Source organism: Citreicella sp. C3M06 (assembly GCF_018860705.1).
Taxonomy (GTDB): domain Bacteria; phylum Pseudomonadota; class Alphaproteobacteria; order Rhodobacterales; family Rhodobacteraceae; genus Salipiger.
Genome location: NZ_JAHKQA010000002.1, coordinates 1 through 18,072 on the forward strand (window position 1 = coordinate 1; position 18,072 = coordinate 18,072).

Genomic DNA, 18,072 nt, shown 5'->3' on the forward strand with positions numbered 1-18,072 from the left:
AGCCCGAGGGGCGCACTCCACCCTTTGGCCGGTTTTTGCTCCGGGATTGACAGTCTTACAATCTGCCGGCAGGGAAAACGCGGTCCAGGAAGGCACAACTCGAAAGAATAAGGATTTGAGTATCATGATAGGGTTCATTGGACTGGGTGTGATGGGCGGCGGAATGGCACGCAACATCGCCAAATCCGGCCTGAAGCTAGCAGTCACCACGTCCTCGTCCGAAAAGGCAGAGACGTTCCGGGCTTTGGGCGCTCAGATCTGCGCGACACCGGCGGAGCTTGCCGCGCACTGTCAGGTCATCGTCTCCTGCGTACCGGATGCCGCGGCCCTGCGCGGAGTCCTCGCGGGCGAAACCGGTCTGGCCGCGCGAGTATGGGACAATGGTTTGCTGATTGATTGCTCGACGATCGCTCCATTCGAGGCGCAGGAAATGGCCCAGCAGCTTGCCGCGATCGGTGCTCGGTTCATCGACGCCCCTGTCAGCGGTGGCGCGAAGGGGGCGGCAGACGGCACCCTGACTATCATGTGCGGCGGATCGGAAGACGACGTGGCCGAGGCGCAGCCGGTGTTTCAGGCCATGGGCAAGAACATTCACCACGTTGGCCCGCTCGGGGCTGGGCAGGCCGTCAAGGCCTGCAACCAGCTGATGGTCGCGGTAAACATGATGGGCGCGTGCGAGGCTGTCTCCATGGCGCGGGCCGCCGGGGTCGATCCCAAGGTGATGCGCGAGGTGCTGTCTACCGGCACCGCCAACAGCCGCGTTCTCGAAGCCAATGCCCTGCGCTACCTCGAAGGCACGCTTGACGGCGGGTTTCGCGCCGAGCTCATGCGCAAGGACCTTGGCATCGCCAATTCCGTGGGGGCGCATTACAACATCACGCAGCCCGCCACGGACCTCGCGCATCAGTTGATGGTCGCGACCTGCAACGCCGGGTTCGCCAAACACGACAGCGCGGCACTAGGCCTGCTCTATGACCTGCTGAATGGCCACAACGAAGATACCAACGACTGACGGCTAAAGTCGCTCTGGAACCTCTCCAACGGGCCGTTCGCAACAGGTTAAATTGACTTCACATGCGAAATGCTGCGGGACGGCATTTGGTGACTAGGGCTGATAGCTGTCTTGCGGCGCTGGGGCACGCGGTTCTCGATCAGGACCGACCCTCAGCGCCCCTTCGGTGAGGGCTGCCAACCCTTCCACGACGTTCATGCTAGCAACTGTATCTTTCAGGGCGGTCTGGGCTCCCATTCTCGGCGCCTTTTGCGCAGAGCATTGGCTATAAGGGCGAGCTTGCGTGCGACCGCTGTGACGCTGACCTTGTGCGGCTTGCCTGCGTCGCGCAGCCTCGCGGATCAGGCTGGCAAGGGTGGCAGAGTTTTTGCGGTCGGCCAGCTCTTGCAGGGGCGATGCAAGCCTTGGGGTGGGTGATCGCCCCCGCGGAGGCCTAGTTCTCTGCACGGGCCGCTGCTCGGCTGGCTCATGTCGGCGATCCCGCCACAGGAGCGGGTCAGCCTTGATGCACCTTGACCCAGCCACTGCCCGCGCCGGCCGAGCGGATGCAGGCGTCGATGAATTCCAGCCCCTCGACGCCATCCTTGATCCCGGGCAGCAGGGATTGCACGGCGGTGCCGGACTGGTGGGCGCGGATAAGATCAGCCGCCTCGGCATAGAGATTGGCAAAGCCTTCGAGAAAGCCCTCGGGGTGGCCGGCTGGCACACGGCTGCCGGCCATGGTCTGCGCCCCCCGCCGCAGGATCTGTGTCGGCGTGCCAAGGGGGGTAAAGCGCAGGGTTTCGGGATGGGCATGGGTCCATTCCAGCCCGGCGCGCGCGCCGTAAAGCCTTAGTGTCAAGCCGTTTTCGGTGCCCGGCGCGACCTGACTGCACCACAGCGTACCGCGCGCGCCCGACGCATAGCGCAGCATCACATGGGCATTGTCATCGACCCGGCGCCCCGGCACGAAGCTGGTCAGATCGGCCGCCAGCGCTTCGGGCGCCATGCCGCTGACGAAGCGCGCGATTTGATAGGCGTGGGTGCCGATGTCGCCGATGGCGCCGCCTGCCCCGGCCCGTGCCGGATCGCCGCGCCATGCCGCCTGCTTGCTATCTGACGCTTCGGTCAGCCAATCCTGCGCATATTCCACCTGCACCAGCCGCAGCGGGCCCAGATCGCCCCGTGCCACCATCTCGCGCGCCAGCCGCAGCTGGGGATAGGCGGAATAGTTATGGGTCAGCACGAAGGGCAGGCCCGAGCTTTCGACCAGCCCCGCAAGGCTGCGCGCATCCGGCAGCGTGGCGGTCATCGGCTTGTCGCAGATCACCGGGATGCCCGCCGCAAGGAACGCCTGCGCCACCGGGAAGTGCAGATGGTTGGGGGTGCAGATGCTGACGGCCTCGATGCCATCGGGGCGGGCGGCTTCGGCCTGCGCCATGACCGTGTAATCGTCGTAGACGCGATCGGGCGCGATGCCGCAGGCGGCGGCGCTTTCCGCATTGCGGGTGGTCGACAGCGCCCCCGCCACCAGCGCAAAACGGTTGTCGAGCCGCGCCGCGATGCGGTGCACCTCGCCGATCATCGCGCCAAGGCCGCCGCCGACCATTCCGAGCCTGATGGGTGTCATCTTCGTCTCCTGCTGCCGGCGCCTTGCGGGGTGCCGCTTTGCTCAATCCGTGCGCACGATATCTTCACAGGCGCGGAGGATGCGCGCGCGCAAGGCCGTTTCGATGTCTGCAATTGAGCCTCCCAACCCCCCGATCGGCGCTGCCCCCGATGTCACAAGGTCTGGCACGGGTTGAACGGCGTTTTCAAGGCCGCTCACGTTGACGGTGCTTGCTTCTGCGCCAGTACACCGCCCCGCGCCCGAGGCGGGTTGCCACCCCCGCTGCCGCCGTACTAGGTAGAGCGCGCCAACATCAGTCCGGAGGCCAGCGTGACGATCCCCCCCCTTCCCCTGCTGCCCGACCTGTCGCGCCCCGGCCTGACGCGCCGCGTCACCGGCCGCGACCAGACCGGCGCGCAGATCGAGATCTCCGTGGTCGAAGAGCGCCCGCTGACCATCTATCTCAACCGGCAAGAGGTGGTCACCGCGATGACCATCGGCGATTACCCCGACTATCTGGCGCTGGGGTTCCTGCGCAATCAGGGGATGCTGCGGGACGATGACGTGCTGACCGGCATCGACTACGACGAGGAAATCGACACCGTGGTGGTGCGCACGCAGCGCCAGACCAGCTACGAAGACAAGATGCAGAAAAAGACCCGCACCTCGGGCTGCGCGGTCGGCACGGTGTTCGGCGACATGATGGAGGGGCTGGACGGGCTTACCCTGCCGCAAACCCCGGTGCGCAGCAGCTGGCTTTACGCGCTGGCGCGGCAGATCAACACCACGCCCTCGCTGTATCTCGAGGCGGGCGCGATCCATGGCACGGTGCTGTGCCAGCAGGACAAGCCTTTGGTTTACATGGAAGATGTCGGACGGCACAACGCCGTCGACAAGATCTCGGGGTTCATGTTCCGCCATGGTATTCCAGCCGAGGACAAGATCCTCTACACCACCGGGCGGTTGACCTCCGAGATGGTGATCAAGACCGCCCTGATGGGCATTCCGGTGCTGGCCTCGCGCTCGGGGTTCACCGCATGGGGGGTGGAAATCGCGCGGCAGGTCGGCCTTACGGTGATTGGCCGGATGCGCGGGCAACGCTTTGTCTGCCTTGCGGGCGAAGACCGGCTGATCCGCGACGCCGACCCTGCCAGCATCCCCGACGACGGTGGCAAGCGCGCAAAGGGCACATCATGAAACAACCTCTGGGGGTCATTCTGGCGGGCGGGCTGGCGACCCGGATGGGCGGCGGCGACAAGACCTTGCTGCGCATCGGCGGGCAGACCCTGCTGTCGCGCGTGATTGATCGGATCGAGCCTCAGGTGGCGGGGCTGGCGCTCAATGCCAATGGCGATGCGGCGCGGTTCGGGACGGCGCTGCCGGTGCTGCCCGACAGCATCGGCGGCTTTGTCGGGCCGCTGGCCGGGGTGCTGGCCGGGCTGGACTGGGCGGCCGAGCAGGGCGCTGACAGCATCGTGACCGTGGCGGGCGACACGCCGTTTTTCCCCTGCGATCTGGTGCCGCGGCTGTTGCTCGCCGCCGAGGGACAGGCTTACCCGCTGGCGCTTGCCGCAACCCCGCGCGACGGCGACGCGCTGAAATCTGGCGGGCGGGCCAACCGGCACCCGACCTTTGGCCTGTGGCCGGTCGCGCTGCGGGAGGATCTGCGCGCGGCGTTGCAGGGCGGGCTGCGCAAGGTCGTGCTGTGGACAGACCGGCACGGCGCGGGCGAGGCGCTGTTCCCCGTAGGCCCATTCGATCCGTTCTTTAACGTCAACACCCCCGAGGATCTGGCCCGCGCCGAGGCGCTGGCATGATCGTCTACGGCATCACCGGCTGGAAGAACTCCGGCAAGACCGGGCTGATGGAACGGCTGGTAGCAGAGTTCACCGCGCGCGGGCTAAGCGTTTCGACCGTCAAACACGCCCATCACAACACCGATGTCGACCAGCAAGGCACCGACAGCTTTCGCCACCGTGCCGCTGGGGCGCGGCAGGTCATGCTGGCCTCGCCCAACCGCTGGGCGCTGATGAGCGAGCTGCGCGGCGAGGCCGAGCCGCCGCTTGACACCCTGCTGGCCCAGATGGCGCCGGTCGATCTGGTGCTGGTCGAGGGCTACAAGACCGCGCCCCACCCCAAGATCGAAGCGCACCGGGCCGCCACCGGCAAGCCGCCCACCGGCAGCCCAAATGTGCGGGCGCTGGCCTGCGATGCGCCGCTGCAATACCCCCTGCCCCGCTTTGATCTCAACGATACCAAGGCCATCGCCGATTTCATCGCCGCCGATACGGGGCTGCCAGAATGAGCGCCCCGCTGATCCCGCCCCGCCTGCGCGACGATTGCTTTGCCATGCCGCAGGGCGTGGCTTGGGTGCCGGTGGACGAGGCGCTGCGCCGCCTGCGCGCTGCCCTGCGCCCGGTGGCCGGGGTTGAAACCGTGCCCAGCCATGCGGCGCGCGGGCGCATCCTTGCCAGCGATGCGCTGGCGCAACGGTCGAACCCGCCGCGCGCCAATGCGGCGGTGGATGGCTACGGCTTTGCCCACGCCGCCACCGGGGCCGGCATACAACGCCTGCCGCTGGTGTCCGGGCGCGCCGCCGCCGGGCAACCGTTTCAGGGGGCGGTGCCGCCCGGCCACGCGGTGCGCATCCTGACCGGCGCGATGCTGCCCGAGGGCGTCGATACCGTGGTGCTCGAAGAGGACTGCGCCCTCGGCGAGGGCCTTGTCGCCTTTGACGGGCCGATCAAGCCGCGCGCCAACACCCGCAAGGCGGGCGAAGATGTCGTGCAAGGCGCGCTGGCCCTGCCCGCCGGACAGCGGCTGCGCGCGCCCGATTTGGCCTTGCTTTCGGCGCTGGGGCTGGGCGAGGTGCAGGTCCAGCGCAAGCTGCGCGTCGGCGTGCTGTCGACCGGCGACGAAATCATCGCTTCTGCCGGGGCCCCCGCCCTGCCGCACCAGATCTGGGATGCCAACCGCCCGATGCTGCTGGCGCTGGCCGAGGCTTGGGATTGCGCGCCGGTGGACCTTGGCCATGTGAGGGATGATCGCGCCGCCATCGCCGCGCGGCTGGACGCGGGCGCGCGCGATTGCGACGTGATCCTGACCTCGGGCGGCGCATCGGCGGGGGATGAAGACCACGTCTCGGCCCTGCTCAAGGCGCGCGGCACCCTGTCGAGCTGGCGCATCGCGCTCAAACCCGGTCGGCCTCTGGCGCTGGCAACATGGGACGGCGCGGCGGTATTCGGCCTGCCGGGCAACCCGGTGGCGGCGCTGGTCTGCGCGCTGATCTTTGCCCGCCCGGCGCTGTCATTGATGGCGGGCGCAGGCTGGCAAGAGCCGCAGGGCTTTACCGTTCCCGCCGCGTTTTCCAAACGCAAGAAACCGGGGCGGCGCGAATATCTGCGCGCCCGGCTGGTGGATGGCGCGGCGCAGGTGTTTGCCTCGGAAGGTTCGGGACGGATCAGCGGGCTAAGCTGGGCCGACGGGCTGGTCGAACTGCCCGACGAGGCCATCGACGTGGCCCCCGGCAGCGCGGTGCGGTTCCTGCCCTATACCGGGTTCGGGATCTAGCGGCAGCGCAGCAGATAGACCTGCACCGCGCCGTCGTCTTGCGAACTGACCAGCTCATGGCCGGATTCGACGCAGAAATGCGGGATGTCGATCACGGCCGCCGGATCGTCGGCGCGGATGCGCAGCACCTCGCCCGTCGCCATCTGCGAGAGCCGCTTGCGCGCCTTGAGCACCGGCAGCGGGCAGAGCAGCCCCACCGCATCGAGATCCTGTGTCACATCCATGCGCCCTGATTACCCCGCCATTTCGGGGCTGTCCATCGCATCGGGATCGGCGGCGGGCAGCCAGACGGTAAACTCGGCCCCGCCGACATTGCGCACGCTGATCAGCCCGCCCGCCCGCTGCACGAGGCTTTGCGAGATCGACAGGCCAAGGCCGGTGCCCTCGACCTGCTTGGTGGTGAAAAACGGGGCGAACACCGCCGAAAGCTTGTCTTCGGGCACGCCCGGCCCGCTGTCGCGCACCCTGAGGGCGACGCCAGCGCGCCCGTCGCGAGGCTCTGGCGCAAGGGCCAGATGCAGCTGCCCCTGCTCACCCATCGCCTGCACCGCGTTGACGATCAGGTTCACCACCACCTGCTGAAGCTCGCCGGGATCTATGCGCACCGGAGGCACCTCGGCGATGTCGGTGGTCAGCGTGATGTCGGTGCGGGTGATGACGTGGTCCACCAGCACCAGGCAATCGCGCAGCACCGGCCCCGGCGCGACGCTATGGGCATCGGTGCCGTAATCGCCGGGGCGGGCGAATTTCAGCAACCGCCCGACGATGCCGTCGATGCGGTGGACCTGCGCATCGACCAGATCAAGCTCGGTGCGGACGGTCTCGGCCTCTGGCCCCAGCACCTCGCGGATCACGTCGACATTGCCTTGAATCACCGCCACCGGGTTGCCGATCTCATGCGCGACCCCGGCGGTGATCTCGCCGATGGCGGCCAGCTTTTCGCGCATCACCAGCTGATGAAAGGCTTGCTCCAGCTTATCGTTGGTGTCGCGCAATTCGGCGGTGCGCTGATCGACGCGGGCGTTCAGCTCGTCGGCCCAGGCGCGCAGGCGGCGGTCGCGGTCCTGCACCTGTTCGAGCAATTCGTTCAGATGCGCGCCGACTTGCGCCACCTCGTCGCGCTTGGCGCTGGGGCGGATGCGCGCGGCCAGATCGCCGCGCCGCACGCGATCCATCACCTGCGTCATCGCCTCGAGCGGGGCAAAGACGCCGCGCGCCAGCAGCAGGAACACCGGGGCTGACAGCAGCAGCACCGCCGCAAACGCCCCCAGCATCCACAGGAACGCCGCCCGTTTGGCCGCATCGAACGGCGCCTCCAGAAAGCCGACATACAGCATCCCGACCCGCTGCCCGAAACTGTCGCGCAGCGGCACATAGCCCGAGATATACCAGTCATTGACCACGAAAGCCCGATCGAGCCATGTCTCGCCCTGCCCGAGCACCTGCGCGCGCACCGCCTGCGAGACCCGCGTGCCGATGGCCCGCTGGCCTTCGAACAGGCTGACATTGGTCGAGATCCGCAGATCGTCAAGGAACACCGTCACCGTGCCCTGCCGGTCTCCGCCCACCATCGGGTTGAGAAACACCAGCGCGTTCAGCCTGTCGATGAACGCAAGGTTGCGGTTGAGCAGAACGCCCCCCACCAGCACCCCGGCCAGCGCCCCGTCGATCCGCACCGGCGCGGCGGCATGCAGCACCATGCCGCGCGTCTCGGGCGCCCCGTCGCCGATCGGCTGGATACGGGCGCGGGCGGCAAGGCCGGGGCCAAGCGCGTCCAGCTGGGCGGCGTCCATTATGTCGATCCCGGCATCGGCGCGCCCCTGCAGGGCCTGAGCGATCACCGGCCACTGTGCATCAGCCTGCGCCACCGGCACGTAGCGCAGGAAATCCAGCCCAAGGCGCGCCTGCGCATATGGAAGGTAGTCGCGCCGCAGCGCCTCGGCGTCGCTCAGCATATCCAGCAGCCCGGCCGAGCGCGCTTCGGAGGCGACATCGCGGCCCGCGTCGCCGGTCATGCGTTCAAGGTACTGCTGGGCAATGCGCAGATCGCTTTCGACATTGGAAATCAACAGCGCGTCGTAGTCGGCGGTCCAGCGGGCCATGCCGATGGTCAGCAGCAGCGGCATCAGGATAATCAGTGGCACCAGTGCCAGTATCAGAAGCCGCAGCCGCACCGAGTGCAGCACCCGCGCCGTTCTGCCCATCTGCCGCCCCCCGTGCCGTGAACTGGCAGGCTATCAACGCCGCTCCGCCGGGTCCAGCCGGACAGATTGTCTCGGTCGCGGCGCCCGCACTGGGCGCAGAGGGTCAGGCTGACCCGGGCGCGCAAATTCCCGGCACGAGGGCTGGCGGCGGCAGGCGTGCTTTGACATGGTGCGCGCGGATCGAAAGACATGCCCCCGAGGGGCATGAGGGGAGGGATCGGCCCATGGTCGATATCTGGAACGGTATGACACAGGCGGTCTGGCTGATGCTGACGCTTGATCCCGAACTTGTCGAAATCTCGCTGCGCTCGCTGCGGGTGACGCTGAGCGCGCTTCTGGTCGCCTGCACCATCGCACTGCCACTTGCCGCGCTGCTGGCGGTGCGCCGGTTTCGCTGGCGGCGGGGGATCATCGCGCTGCTGAATGCGCTGATGGGCTTGCCACCGGTGGTGGTGGGCCTTGTGGTCTATGTGATCCTGTCGCGCTCGGGGCCATTGGGGGTACTGGGGCTGCTGTTCACCCCCACCGCGATGATCGTGGCGCAGACGGTGATCATCGTGCCGCTGATCGCCTCGGTGGCACATCAGTCGATCCGCGAGCTCTGGGCGGAATATCACGACCTGCTGATCTCGATGAACGTCAGCGAAACGCAGAAGATCCGCACCTTGCTGTGGGATTCCCGCCGCGCCCTGCTCACCGCCGCGCTGGCGGGCTTTGGCCGCGCCATCGGCGAGGTCGGCGCGATCATGATCGTCGGCGGCAACATCGACCATGCCACGCGGGTGCTGACCACAGCCATCGCGCTGGAAACCGGCAAGGGCGATTTCGGTTTGGCGCTGGCGCTGGGGTTCGTGCTGATCGCACTGGCGGTGGCGGTGAACCTGTCGATCCACTGGCTGGGCCGTACCGAACGCGGAGACCGCTGGTGAGCGCGCTTCTTCCCCTTGTGGCGCAGGGCGCCATGTCGCGGCGCGGCGGGCGGGTGCTGGTCGGGCCGGTCGATCTGCGCCTTGACGGGCCGGGCATCACCGTGCTCATCGGCCCCAATGGCGCGGGCAAGACCAGCCTGCTCAGCCTGCTGCACGGCACCGCGCGGCTGTCCTCGGGCAGCATCACATGGGCCTGCCCACTGGACGAGGCGCGCCATGCGCAGGCCTTCGTGTTTCAGCGCCCCGTCATGCTGCGCCGCAGTGTGATCGAGAACATCGCCTATCCGCTGCGCATCCGTAAGGTACCCCGCCGCGAGGCGCTGGCCCGCGCCGAGACCGCCGCCCGCCGGGTTGGCCTTGGCGAGATGCTGAACCGTTACGCGCCGCTGCTCTCGGGCGGAGAGCAGCAGAAGCTGGCCCTTGCCCGCGCCCTGATCACCGAGCCGCAGGTGCTGTTCCTTGACGAACCCTGCGCCTCGCTCGACGGGCGGGCAATGCGCGAGATCGAATCCATCCTGACCGCCGCCCGTGCGTCCGGCACACGGCTGGTGCTGTCGACCCATGACATGGGGCAGGCGCGCAGGCTGGCCGATGACGTGCTGTTCCTTTTGCGCGGCCGCCTGCACGACAGCGGCCCGGCGACGACATTTTTCACCCGGCCCGAAACGCCGCAGGCACGGGCTTTTCTGCAAGGAGATATCGTGGAATGAAACGCATATTGCTGGGCGCGGCCCTGATCGCCGCCGCCACCACCGCACAGGCCGCCGACGTGATGAAGATGGCGGTGACCACCTCGTTCAACAACTCGGGCCTTGCCGAGGTGCTGCTGCCCGAGATCCTCAAGGATCTCGACCTCGAAGTGCAATTGCTGGTCGTGGGCACCGGGCAGGCGATCAAACTGGGCGAGGCGGGCGACGTCGATGCCATTCTGGTGCATTCGCGCCCTGCCGAAGACGCCTATCTTGCCGGGGGCTACGGCACCCATCGCACGGAAATCATGTACAATGATTTCGTCTTCATCGGCCCGTCCGATGATCCCGCAGGCATCAAGGGTGACGACAGCGCGGTTGCTGCGTTGCAGGACATCGCCTCTGCCGAGGCGGCCTTTGTCAGCCGGGGCGACGATAGCGGCACCCACAAGAAAGAGCTGGAGCTGTGGACCGAGGCCGGACTTGACGCAGCGGGCTTTGGCGATTGGTACAACGCGGTCGGCGCGGGCATGGGCGCTGCGCTCAACACTGCGGCTGGCATGAATGCCTATATCCTGTCGGACCGTGCCAGCTGGCTGAACTTTGGCAACAAGGCCGACCTTGCGCTGCTGTATTCCGGCGATCCGGTCCTGTTCAACCAATACGCCTATCTGCCGGTGAATCCCGAAAAGCACCCGCATGTGCAATCCGAGCTTGTCGACAAGCTCGAGGCATGGCTGGTGTCGGACCGCGCCAAGACGCTGATCGACGGCTACCAGATCAATGGCGAGCAATTGTTCGTCTTCAACGCGGGCGTCAACTGACATCGCAGGCTGCACCCGCCAAGGATGCTGTGATCAAAGTGCAAGGCCATTGCCCCGGCCTTGCACAACCTGCCGCGCAGGGCGGCTTTGCAAAGCGACGGTTTCGGGTTTGTCCGATGATATGACTTGAGCGGGATCACGCCCCCCGAAAGACACGATACAGCACAACCTTTCCTTGCAATGCGCCGGATGAACTGGAATGTTTGCAGTCGTTTGATCCGCCGACTGGAGACCCCGCCGCGTGATTTATGTCTCTGCAAACACGCAGCGGTTCTGCCGCGACGCGCGGTGTCTTCCCGCCATGCTTCTGGTTTGTCTGTCGCTGGTTTTCCTATCGCCGCCCCTGCCCGCATCCGCCCAATCCGAGCGCCCAACGCTGACAACGCCCTGGATGCTGGCGCCCCCGTTCTGGAGCTATGGGCCGGACGGCGAAAAAACCGGCTTCATGATCGAGCTGGCTCAACTGATTGCCGATCAGCTTGATCACGCGTTGATCGTTCAAAGCTTTGACAAAGCCGAAGACATGATCGCCGCGCAGAATGCCGGGCAGACGGATCTGATCGCCGGGCTGCTCGCACGCGAGGTGTTTCAGGAAAACAACCTCTTTTCCAATCCCGTCGCACGAACCCGCGTCCGCCTGTTTGTCCGCAAGGAAGACCTTGCGAGTTTTGATATGAGCACCGCCCGCGGGCTGGCGGTCGGGGCGATGGAACCCGCCTTTCCGCCAGAGTTCAGGCCGTTTCTGGATCGCAATATCCAGCTTGATCCAACCTCGACAGGACAGGCGGTCATCGGGCTGCTGTCCGGCGAATTCGATGCCATCCTCTATCCCGAAGAAGCGGTTTTCGACCTGACCATACGCTCGAAGCTCGACCATCTGATCCTGCCGGCGGGCGAGGCCTTCGGCGAACAGGAAAGAGCGGTGGTCCTGCATCGCTCTCGCGCAGATCTGCTTGATCCCATCAACGCTGCCATCGCGCGGCTCGAGGACAGCGGCGCGCTGAAGACCCTGCGCGAAAAATACCGGATGAATCTGTACAAGCCAGCGCCAGAGGTGCTGACCGTCGGGTTTCCCCTGACGCCGGGGTACGGTGCGATCGCGCCCGATGGCACGCCGTCGGGCTTTGCCGTCGAACTGGTGGCGGATCTTGCCGACCGCATTGGGCTGACGGTCACATTCGTGCCCATGGCGCTGCCGGAACTGACCGATGAAAAGGCGTGGGAGGGCAAGGACATGATCGCCTTTACGTCCCAGCCCGACAAGCTGCGACAATCTATGGACGTAACCGTCCCGGTCGAAGGTGTCCTGCTCTCATTGGTCGTGCGCGCTTCGGATCGGCACAGGTTTCAAAGCCCGGCGGATCTGACAGGGCGGCCCTTGGGCGTGGTCCGGAATGCCGCCACGGACGACTGGGCCCGCGCACAGCAATGGCCCGATCTTGTTCGCTATGGCTCGCCTCAGGACATGTTTTCCGGGCTCTTGCGCCAAGAGGTCGACGCGATCGTGATGCCGAAGTCGACGATCCTGCGGCTAACGGACGCGATGGATCTGGCGGGCGAAATCCACGTGGTCGAGCCGCATGTTCACGAATACCAGCGCTCGATCGCGCTGCGGCGGGGCCTTGGTGAAATCCGAGAACAGCTGAACGACGAGATACCGCTTTATCTGGTGTCTCAGGAACACGCCGCCTTGCAACAGAAGTATTTCGGCGCCCCTGTGTTCTGGACACAGGCAAGGCTGCGCGTCGCCTATGCCGCGCTGGCCGGGTTGTTCGCGCTTTTTGTCGGGTTGCTGCTGGCCTTTCTGCTGAGCGAACGCGCCCGGCGCAAGGCCACAACCGCCCATGCCGAGGCCGACAGGCAACGCAGCGCAACGCTTGGGCTCAGCAGCCGGTTGCAGGCGGTGATGGATGCGGCGAGCAGCGGCATCCTCGCGCTGGATCGCAAGGGGCAGATCGCGATCGCCAACCCTCAGGCACATGAGCTGCTGGGCCTCACCGGCGCGTCAGGCACCCCCCGCGAGGCATTCGGGGCCGTGTTCTGCAAGCCGGACAGCACCGAGCCGCTTATCGGCGACGATGCCCCGTTTCGCCGGGCCATGGGCGGCGCCCGGCTCGAGGGGCAGCTGTTCCAGCTTTGCGCAGGCGATGGCGGCGAGCCAAGATCCGTGCGCCTGTCAACCTCGCCGCTGCCCGCAGAGCTGTCACCGGACATCGGCACGGTCATCATCCTTGATGACGTTTCCGAACAGGAGCGGCACCGCAAGGAGGCCGAGCGCGCCGGACGGTTGAGCGCGGTCGGTCAGCTGACCGGCGGTATCGCGCATGATTTCAACAATCTTCTTGCGGTCATCATGGGCAATCTTGAACTGCTTCAGGATGATGAAGATGACCCCCAAAGGCGCCGGTTCATCGATGCCGGGCTGGCGGCGACGAAACGCGGGGCCGATCTGACGCACAGTCTGCTGGCCTTTTCGCTTCAGGCGCGGCTGGACCCCGAAGAGCTGGACCTGAATGCGGTGGTGCTGGAGGCGCGCAACTGGATGAGCCGCGCCCTTCCGGAATCGGTGTCGCTTGAAACCTCCCTGCCGGCGGGATTGTGGCCGGTCAGCCTTGACCGGACCTCGCTTGAAAGCGCGCTGCTGAACCTGATCCTGAACGCGCGGGATGCGATGGGCGGGCAAGGCAGCCTGACGATAGAAACCGCCAATCTGCGCGTCGACGAGGCGCATGCGGATGCCCGCAATCAAGAGCTTGCGGTGGGGCGTTACGTCATGCTGGCGGTCAGTGACACCGGAACCGGCATTGCTCAAGGAACGCTCGAGCGCCTGTTCGAACCGTTCTTCACCACCAAGGGGCCGGGGGCCGGATCGGGGCTTGGCTTGTCGATGGTGCTGGGCTTCGTGAAGCAATCCGGCGGGACGGTGCATGTCTATACCGAACTGGGCGTCGGCACGACGTTCAAACTGTATTTCCCGACCTGCGACAGCGGGACAATGCCCGTTGCCGAAGACAGCCCGCTTAGCGCCAGCATCGCGCCCGTCGGCAAGAGGATTCTGCTGGCCGAAGACGAACAGAGCGTTCGCGAGTTGTTGGTGACCATGCTCAGCGGTGCCGGGTTTCATGTCAGCGCCGCGCCGTCGGGCGATGCCGCCTTGGCGCTGTTCCATGCAGAGCCGCGTTTTGATCTGTTGATTACCGATATCGTGATGCCGGGCGATTTGCAGGGCCCCAGCCTCGCCAAGGCGATCCGCCCGCTGCAACCGGACCTGCCGATGATCTTTCTGTCGGGCTATGCGTCGGAATCCACGGTGCATGGCAATGGGTTGCGGCCCGAGGACATACGGCTGATGAAACCTGTGCCAAAGCAAGTCCTGCTTGCCGCCATCCTACGGGCTTTGTCGGGCGCGCAGGACTGACCGTGCCCCGCACTGCCGCGCGCAAACTGCCGGGAGGCATCCGGGCAAACGCTGCGGCAACCGGGATTTTTCCAGCCACGATCAACAATCCCGCCCGCCGCTATCAGTCCCACTGCGCGTCAGTCGTCTCGCCGAGGAGGCATTGTCGCCACGAGCTTTCGGATTTCCTGAAACTCTTCGGCGATGCTCAGTGGCAGAACCGACAACTCTGTGGGCAGCGATCCCGGGTCTTCCTGACCGTCATGCAGGATTTCGCGGTCTTCGATCCAGCCGAGCAGGTCGGCCTGAAGGTCCGGCGCAAGCCGCAGCACAAGCCGTGCCAGCAGCCGCCTGTGGGCGATCATCCGGCCTTCGATCTGCGTCAGTCTGGTGTCTATGTCGGGCATTGGCGCCTCCTTTCAGACGGGTAGCCTGCCGGGGGGCAATTCAGGCGGAATGTCCGGCGTGGGGTCTTCGTCCGGGGTGCCGGGCGGGATGTCGGGCTCTGGCTGGGGCGGCACCGCAGGTGGCAGGTCCGGCGCTGGGGGCACTTCGCGCGGCGACTCCTGAGGCGGAAGATCCGGCGGCGGGGTGCCTGGCGGCTCGTTAGAGACTGCGGGAATGGGCATCTATGCCTCCTTGTCGTTGCCAGAGCAACGCATGACGATGCCAAAGGGTTCCCGACCGGCTGCTGCGCGCGTCGCATCCGTTGGGGCGCGGGCCGCGGAAGCCCCCTGCCCTTCAGGCGGCTTGCGGCACAGGTTCCAGTATCGCCAAGGAGACGCGGAAGCGGTGCGAGATCGCCGATCTTCCCGGCCCCCTGATTTCAAGCGTCCAGAAAAAGCCGGGGGCGGACAGGGCATACCGCATCTGTCCGGTCAGGCAGAACCTCGGCGCTGCCCGCCTCGCCCGCGCCCCTCGTCTGGCAGGGGGTCATGACGCGGAGGCGAGGCCTTGGGCGCGCCTCAATACCCGCGCGCCCGGTCCACCGCATAAGCCATGGGCTGCCCGTCGCGCAGCGCGCGCGCGGTGTCGATGACCTGCCGGGCCACCACCTCGGGCAGCGAGTCACTGGCCACATGCGGCGTGATCCGCAGCCGCGCATCTTGCCAGAACCGATGGCTCGGCGGCAGAGGTTCTTCGCGGAACACGTCCAGCGTCGCCGCTGCCAATTGCCCGGCGTCGAGCGCCGCCATCATGTCGGCCTCGCAAAGATGCTCTCCGCGGCCAATCTGCACCAGCACGGCCCCCGGCGACAGCCGTGCGAACAAAGCGCCGTTCAGCAGGTTTTCGGTTTTAGCGGTCAGCGGCAGGACATTCACCAGGTAATCCGCGCCCTCGGCGGCGCGCAGCACCGCATCCGGCCCTGATAGATAGCTCACCCCCGGCAGCTGGTCTTGCGGCGCACTGCGGCAGGCCACCCGAACCGCAAAGCCGACGGCGCGCAGCCCGCGCACCACCGCGCGCCCCATGGTGCCATGGCCCAGCACCGCCACTTGCACCGAGGCCGGCGCGCGCATCGCCAGCGGCGCCCAATGGGCCGCTGCCGCGTTTCGCGCCATGTCGGCAAAGCGGCGTTCGTGGTGCAGCACCTCGTGCACCGCATATCCCGCCATCAGATCCGCCTGATGCGGATCGCGCACCCGCGCCACGGCGGCGTGATCGGGCAGGCCGGGATGCGCCAGCAGCGCATCGACCCCCGCCGCGACCGACATCGCCAGCCCAAGATTGAGATAGGGCGCAAAGGCGTCCGCACCGGGTTGCCAGCAGATCGCAAACCGCACCTTGGCCGGGTCGCTTATTTCGCCGGGATGGCGCAGCACCACATCCGACGCGCAGCGCCGCAGCGCCGTTCCGTAAAGCGCATCAAGGTCTGCGGTCTCGCTAAGATACACGCCAAGGATCGGGGCTTGCTCTGGCATGGGGGCCTTTCGGTTCGACATCGGTTGGGGGTGGGCCGCTCGCCCGGTCGTATCATGGCGATCCTCCCTGCTGGAGAAGACCGCCACGGGGTTACATGGTCACGCAGATTTTGCCGAAATGTGCACCGCTTTCCTGATAGCGGAACGCCTCGGCCAGATCGGCCAGCGCAAAGCTGCGGTCGATCACCGGGCGCAGGCTCAGCGTCTCAAGCGCCCGCACGAAATCGATCTGATGGGCGCGCGAGCCGACGATCAGCCCCTGCAGCCGCTGCTGGCGGGCCATCAGCGCCGCGGTGGGTATCTCGCCCGAGCGCCCGGTCAGCACGCCGATCAGCGCCAGATGCGCGCCCGGTCGCCCGGCGACGATAGATTGCGCCAGCGTGGCCGGGCCGCCGACCTCGACCACGATATCAACGCCGCGCCCATCGGTGAGGGCGCGCATCTCGGCGCCCCATTCCGGCGTGGTGCGGTAGTTGATGACGTGATCGGCCCCGAGCGCGCGCAGGCGCTCCAGCTTGGCGGCGGAAGACGAGGTGGCAATGACCCGCGCGCCCATCGCCTTGGCCAGTTGCAGCGCATAGATCGACACGCCGCCAGTGCCGAGCACCGCAACCGTGTCACCCGCCTTGATGCCGGCATCGACCACCAGCGCCCGCCAAGCGGTCAGCCCGGCGGTGGTGATGGTCGCCGCTTCGGCATGGCTCCAGCCGGCGGGCGCATGGGTGAACCATGTCGCGGGCAGCGTGACGGCTTCGCGGGCATAGCCATCCCGCCCGTCGCCCGGCGTGGTCGAGAAATCGCAAGGGCGGTCATCGCCAGTTTGCCAGTCGGGGAAAAAGCACGACACCACGGGCTCGCCTACCTTGAAGCCATCGACACCCGCGCCAATGGCCTCGATGACGCCCGCGCCATCGGCCATCGGAATGCGCCCGTCGGGCAGCGCGCCCTCGACAGCGCAGACCCGGTAATCGTGGTAATTGAGCGAGCTGGCGTGCAGACGCACGGTGATTTCGCCCGCGCCGGGGGCTGCCGGCGCCGCGACATCCTTCAGCACAAGATTGTCCAGCCCGCCGGGGGCCTTGATCGTCACCTGTTTCAAGAGGTCACCTTTCATGGTCTCAGATCACATCCGGGTCGATCCCCCGGATGTGACAGGGATCTAGTGCGCCTGCGCAAAAATCCTTAGGAAATCAGCTGCGATAATCCGATCCGATGCCGTCGATCGAGCGCAGATGCGCCTGCCATTCCAGTTCGAGATCGCCGTCTTCCTCGTTCATCTGCACATATTGCTGGTGCACCCGCGATGCGATGTCATCGGACACCATGCGCAACGGCTGCCCGCTGGAGGTGGCGGCGATCTGGATTTCGCAAGAGCGTTCGAGATAGAACATGTTGTTGAACATCTCGGCGGCGCTGCGCCCGGTGGCGATCAGCCCGTGATTGCGCAGCATCAGCACCGGGTGATTGCCCATGTCGGCGACGATGCTGTCACGCTCTTCGAGATCCAGCGCGATGCCTTCGAAGTCATGGTAGCCGATGCGGTTGTGAAATTGCAGCGAGATCTGGTTGAGCGGCAAAAGCCCTGCTTCCATGCAGGACACCGCAACGCCCGCACGGGTGTGGGTGTGCATGATCCACGCCGCATCATGCCGGTGCATGTGCACCGCCGAATGGATGGTGAACCCCGCCGGGTTCACCCGGTGCGGGCTGCCATCGACCTTGTTGCCGTCGACGTCGATCTTGACCAGCGACGAGGCGGTGATCTCTTCCCAGCGCCAGCCATAGGGGTTGATCAGGAAATGCCCCTCTTCACCCGGCACGCGGGCGGTGATGTGGGTGTAGATCAGGTCGGTGAACTTGTGCAGCGCGGCCAGCCGATAGCAGGCGGCCAGCTCTTCGCGGGTTTTGCGTTCTTCGGGGGACATGGTCATCTCTTC

The 18,072-nt window shown here is 66.4% G+C and carries 16 protein-coding genes; 9 read left to right on the forward strand and 7 right to left on the reverse strand.

The window, feature by feature from the left end:
* A partial coding sequence (locus tag KO516_RS00010) for an NAD(P)-dependent oxidoreductase (protein WP_216001749.1) occupies nucleotides 1–1,012 on the forward strand: 1,012 nt, incomplete at its 5' end.
* Nucleotides 1,013–1,508: 496 nt separating this feature from the next.
* On the opposite strand, the gene KO516_RS00015 is transcribed toward KO516_RS00010, so the two are convergent.
* On the reverse strand, nucleotides 1,509–2,621 hold the full coding sequence (locus KO516_RS00015) for a Gfo/Idh/MocA family protein (protein WP_252737324.1): 1,113 nt from the start codon (nucleotides 2,619–2,621) through the stop codon (nucleotides 1,509–1,511).
* 315 nt (nucleotides 2,622–2,936) lie between these two features.
* Here KO516_RS00015 and KO516_RS00020 point away from each other — a divergent pair, with 315 nt between their 5' ends.
* From KO516_RS00020 to KO516_RS00035, 4 genes are read left to right on the forward strand one after another with little or no spacing between them, the layout of a single operon-like run.
* The gene (locus tag KO516_RS00020) at nucleotides 2,937–3,797 is read left to right on the forward strand and encodes a formate dehydrogenase accessory sulfurtransferase FdhD (protein WP_216001871.1); all 861 of its coding nucleotides are present in this window, start codon (nucleotides 2,937–2,939) and stop codon (nucleotides 3,795–3,797) included.
* Nucleotides 3,794–4,417 carry a molybdenum cofactor guanylyltransferase MobA gene (mobA, locus tag KO516_RS00025; RefSeq protein ID WP_216001750.1) on the forward strand — a complete coding sequence of 208 codons (624 nt, stop codon included), beginning with the start codon at nucleotides 3,794–3,796 and terminating at the stop codon, nucleotides 4,415–4,417. Before KO516_RS00020 ends, mobA begins: the two co-directional genes overlap by 4 nt.
* Nucleotides 4,414–4,905, forward strand: coding sequence for a molybdopterin-guanine dinucleotide biosynthesis protein B (gene mobB / locus KO516_RS00030; RefSeq protein ID WP_216001751.1), 492 nt, complete (start codon nucleotides 4,414–4,416; stop codon nucleotides 4,903–4,905). The genes mobA and mobB overlap by 4 nt, the downstream gene beginning before the upstream one ends.
* A complete protein-coding gene (locus tag KO516_RS00035; protein ID WP_216001752.1) occupies nucleotides 4,902–6,170 on the forward strand; it encodes a molybdopterin-binding protein in 1,269 nt (422 codons plus the stop codon). The genes mobB and KO516_RS00035 overlap by 4 nt, the downstream gene beginning before the upstream one ends.
* Here the strand turns inward: KO516_RS00035 and KO516_RS00040 are convergent.
* Together KO516_RS00040 and KO516_RS00045 are read right to left on the reverse strand one after the other, a co-directional pair.
* Nucleotides 6,167–6,394, reverse strand: a complete 228-nt coding sequence (locus KO516_RS00040) for a sulfurtransferase TusA family protein (protein ID WP_216001753.1) — start codon at nucleotides 6,392–6,394, stop codon at nucleotides 6,167–6,169. The two genes, KO516_RS00035 and KO516_RS00040, sit on opposite strands and share 4 nt — an antisense overlap.
* A 9-nt stretch (nucleotides 6,395–6,403) precedes the next feature.
* Nucleotides 6,404–8,374, reverse strand: a complete 1,971-nt coding sequence (locus KO516_RS00045; protein ID WP_216001754.1) for a cache domain-containing protein — start codon at nucleotides 8,372–8,374, stop codon at nucleotides 6,404–6,406.
* Nucleotides 8,375–8,598: 224 nt separating this feature from the next.
* Here KO516_RS00045 and KO516_RS00050 point away from each other — a divergent pair, with 224 nt between their 5' ends.
* From KO516_RS00050 to KO516_RS00065, 4 genes are all read left to right on the forward strand, one after another.
* Nucleotides 8,599–9,303, forward strand: a complete 705-nt coding sequence (locus KO516_RS00050) for an ABC transporter permease (RefSeq protein ID WP_216001755.1) — start codon at nucleotides 8,599–8,601, stop codon at nucleotides 9,301–9,303.
* A complete protein-coding gene (locus tag KO516_RS00055; RefSeq protein ID WP_371742004.1) occupies nucleotides 9,300–10,013 on the forward strand; it encodes an ATP-binding cassette domain-containing protein in 714 nt (237 codons plus the stop codon). The genes KO516_RS00050 and KO516_RS00055 overlap by 4 nt, the downstream gene beginning before the upstream one ends.
* Nucleotides 10,010–10,816: a substrate-binding domain-containing protein gene (locus tag KO516_RS00060; protein WP_216001756.1), complete on the forward strand. Its 807-nt coding sequence runs from the start codon at nucleotides 10,010–10,012 to the stop codon at nucleotides 10,814–10,816. The genes KO516_RS00055 and KO516_RS00060 overlap by 4 nt, the downstream gene beginning before the upstream one ends.
* Before the next feature lie 301 nt (nucleotides 10,817–11,117).
* Nucleotides 11,118–14,234 (forward strand): transporter substrate-binding domain-containing protein, encoded by a 3,117-nt coding sequence (locus tag KO516_RS00065; RefSeq protein ID WP_216001757.1) that lies wholly within the window; start codon nucleotides 11,118–11,120, stop codon nucleotides 14,232–14,234.
* A 119-nt stretch (nucleotides 14,235–14,353) separates the two neighbouring features.
* Here KO516_RS00065 and KO516_RS00070 read toward each other — a convergent pair whose 3' ends face one another.
* The 4 genes from KO516_RS00070 to KO516_RS00085 form a co-directional block, all read right to left on the reverse strand.
* Complete coding sequence (locus KO516_RS00070; protein ID WP_216001758.1) at nucleotides 14,354–14,620, reverse strand: hypothetical protein; 267 nt, start codon at nucleotides 14,618–14,620, stop codon at nucleotides 14,354–14,356.
* Between the two features lie 558 nt (nucleotides 14,621–15,178).
* Nucleotides 15,179–16,135 carry an NAD(P)-dependent oxidoreductase gene (locus KO516_RS00075; RefSeq protein WP_216001759.1) on the reverse strand — a complete coding sequence of 319 codons (957 nt, stop codon included), beginning with the start codon at nucleotides 16,133–16,135 and terminating at the stop codon, nucleotides 15,179–15,181.
* A 91-nt stretch (nucleotides 16,136–16,226) separates the two neighbouring features.
* Complete coding sequence (locus KO516_RS00080) at nucleotides 16,227–17,225, reverse strand: NAD(P)-dependent alcohol dehydrogenase (protein WP_371742008.1); 999 nt, start codon at nucleotides 17,223–17,225, stop codon at nucleotides 16,227–16,229.
* 100 nt (nucleotides 17,226–17,325) lie between these two features.
* A complete protein-coding gene (locus tag KO516_RS00085) occupies nucleotides 17,326–18,066 on the reverse strand; it encodes a class II aldolase/adducin family protein (RefSeq protein WP_256444139.1) in 741 nt (246 codons plus the stop codon).
* Between the last annotated feature and the right edge of the window lie 6 nt (nucleotides 18,067–18,072).

What these genes read in the sequence shown, in the direction of transcription:
- KO516_RS00015 (WP_252737324.1), bottom strand. Translation starts at nt 2,621, where the DNA reads ATGACACCCATCAGGCTCGGAATGGTCGGCGGCGGCCTTGGCGCGATG.
- mobA (WP_216001750.1), top strand. Translation starts at nt 3,794, where the DNA reads ATGAAACAACCTCTGGGGGTCATTCTGGCGGGCGGGCTGGCGACCCGG.
- mobB (WP_216001751.1), top strand. Translation starts at nt 4,414, where the DNA reads ATGATCGTCTACGGCATCACCGGCTGGAAGAACTCCGGCAAGACCGGG.
- KO516_RS00035 (WP_216001752.1), top strand. Translation starts at nt 4,902, where the DNA reads ATGAGCGCCCCGCTGATCCCGCCCCGCCTGCGCGACGATTGCTTTGCC.
- KO516_RS00040 (WP_216001753.1), bottom strand. Translation starts at nt 6,394, where the DNA reads ATGGATGTGACACAGGATCTCGATGCGGTGGGGCTGCTCTGCCCGCTG.
- KO516_RS00045 (WP_216001754.1), bottom strand. Translation starts at nt 8,374, where the DNA reads ATGGGCAGAACGGCGCGGGTGCTGCACTCGGTGCGGCTGCGGCTTCTG.
- KO516_RS00050 (WP_216001755.1), top strand. Translation starts at nt 8,599, where the DNA reads ATGGTCGATATCTGGAACGGTATGACACAGGCGGTCTGGCTGATGCTG.
- KO516_RS00060 (WP_216001756.1), top strand. Translation starts at nt 10,010, where the DNA reads ATGAAACGCATATTGCTGGGCGCGGCCCTGATCGCCGCCGCCACCACC.
- KO516_RS00065 (WP_216001757.1), top strand. Translation starts at nt 11,118, where the DNA reads ATGCTTCTGGTTTGTCTGTCGCTGGTTTTCCTATCGCCGCCCCTGCCC.
- KO516_RS00070 (WP_216001758.1), bottom strand. Translation starts at nt 14,620, where the DNA reads ATGCCCGACATAGACACCAGACTGACGCAGATCGAAGGCCGGATGATC.
- KO516_RS00075 (WP_216001759.1), bottom strand. Translation starts at nt 16,135, where the DNA reads ATGCCAGAGCAAGCCCCGATCCTTGGCGTGTATCTTAGCGAGACCGCA.
- KO516_RS00085 (WP_256444139.1), bottom strand. Translation starts at nt 18,066, where the DNA reads ATGACCATGTCCCCCGAAGAACGCAAAACCCGCGAAGAGCTGGCCGCC.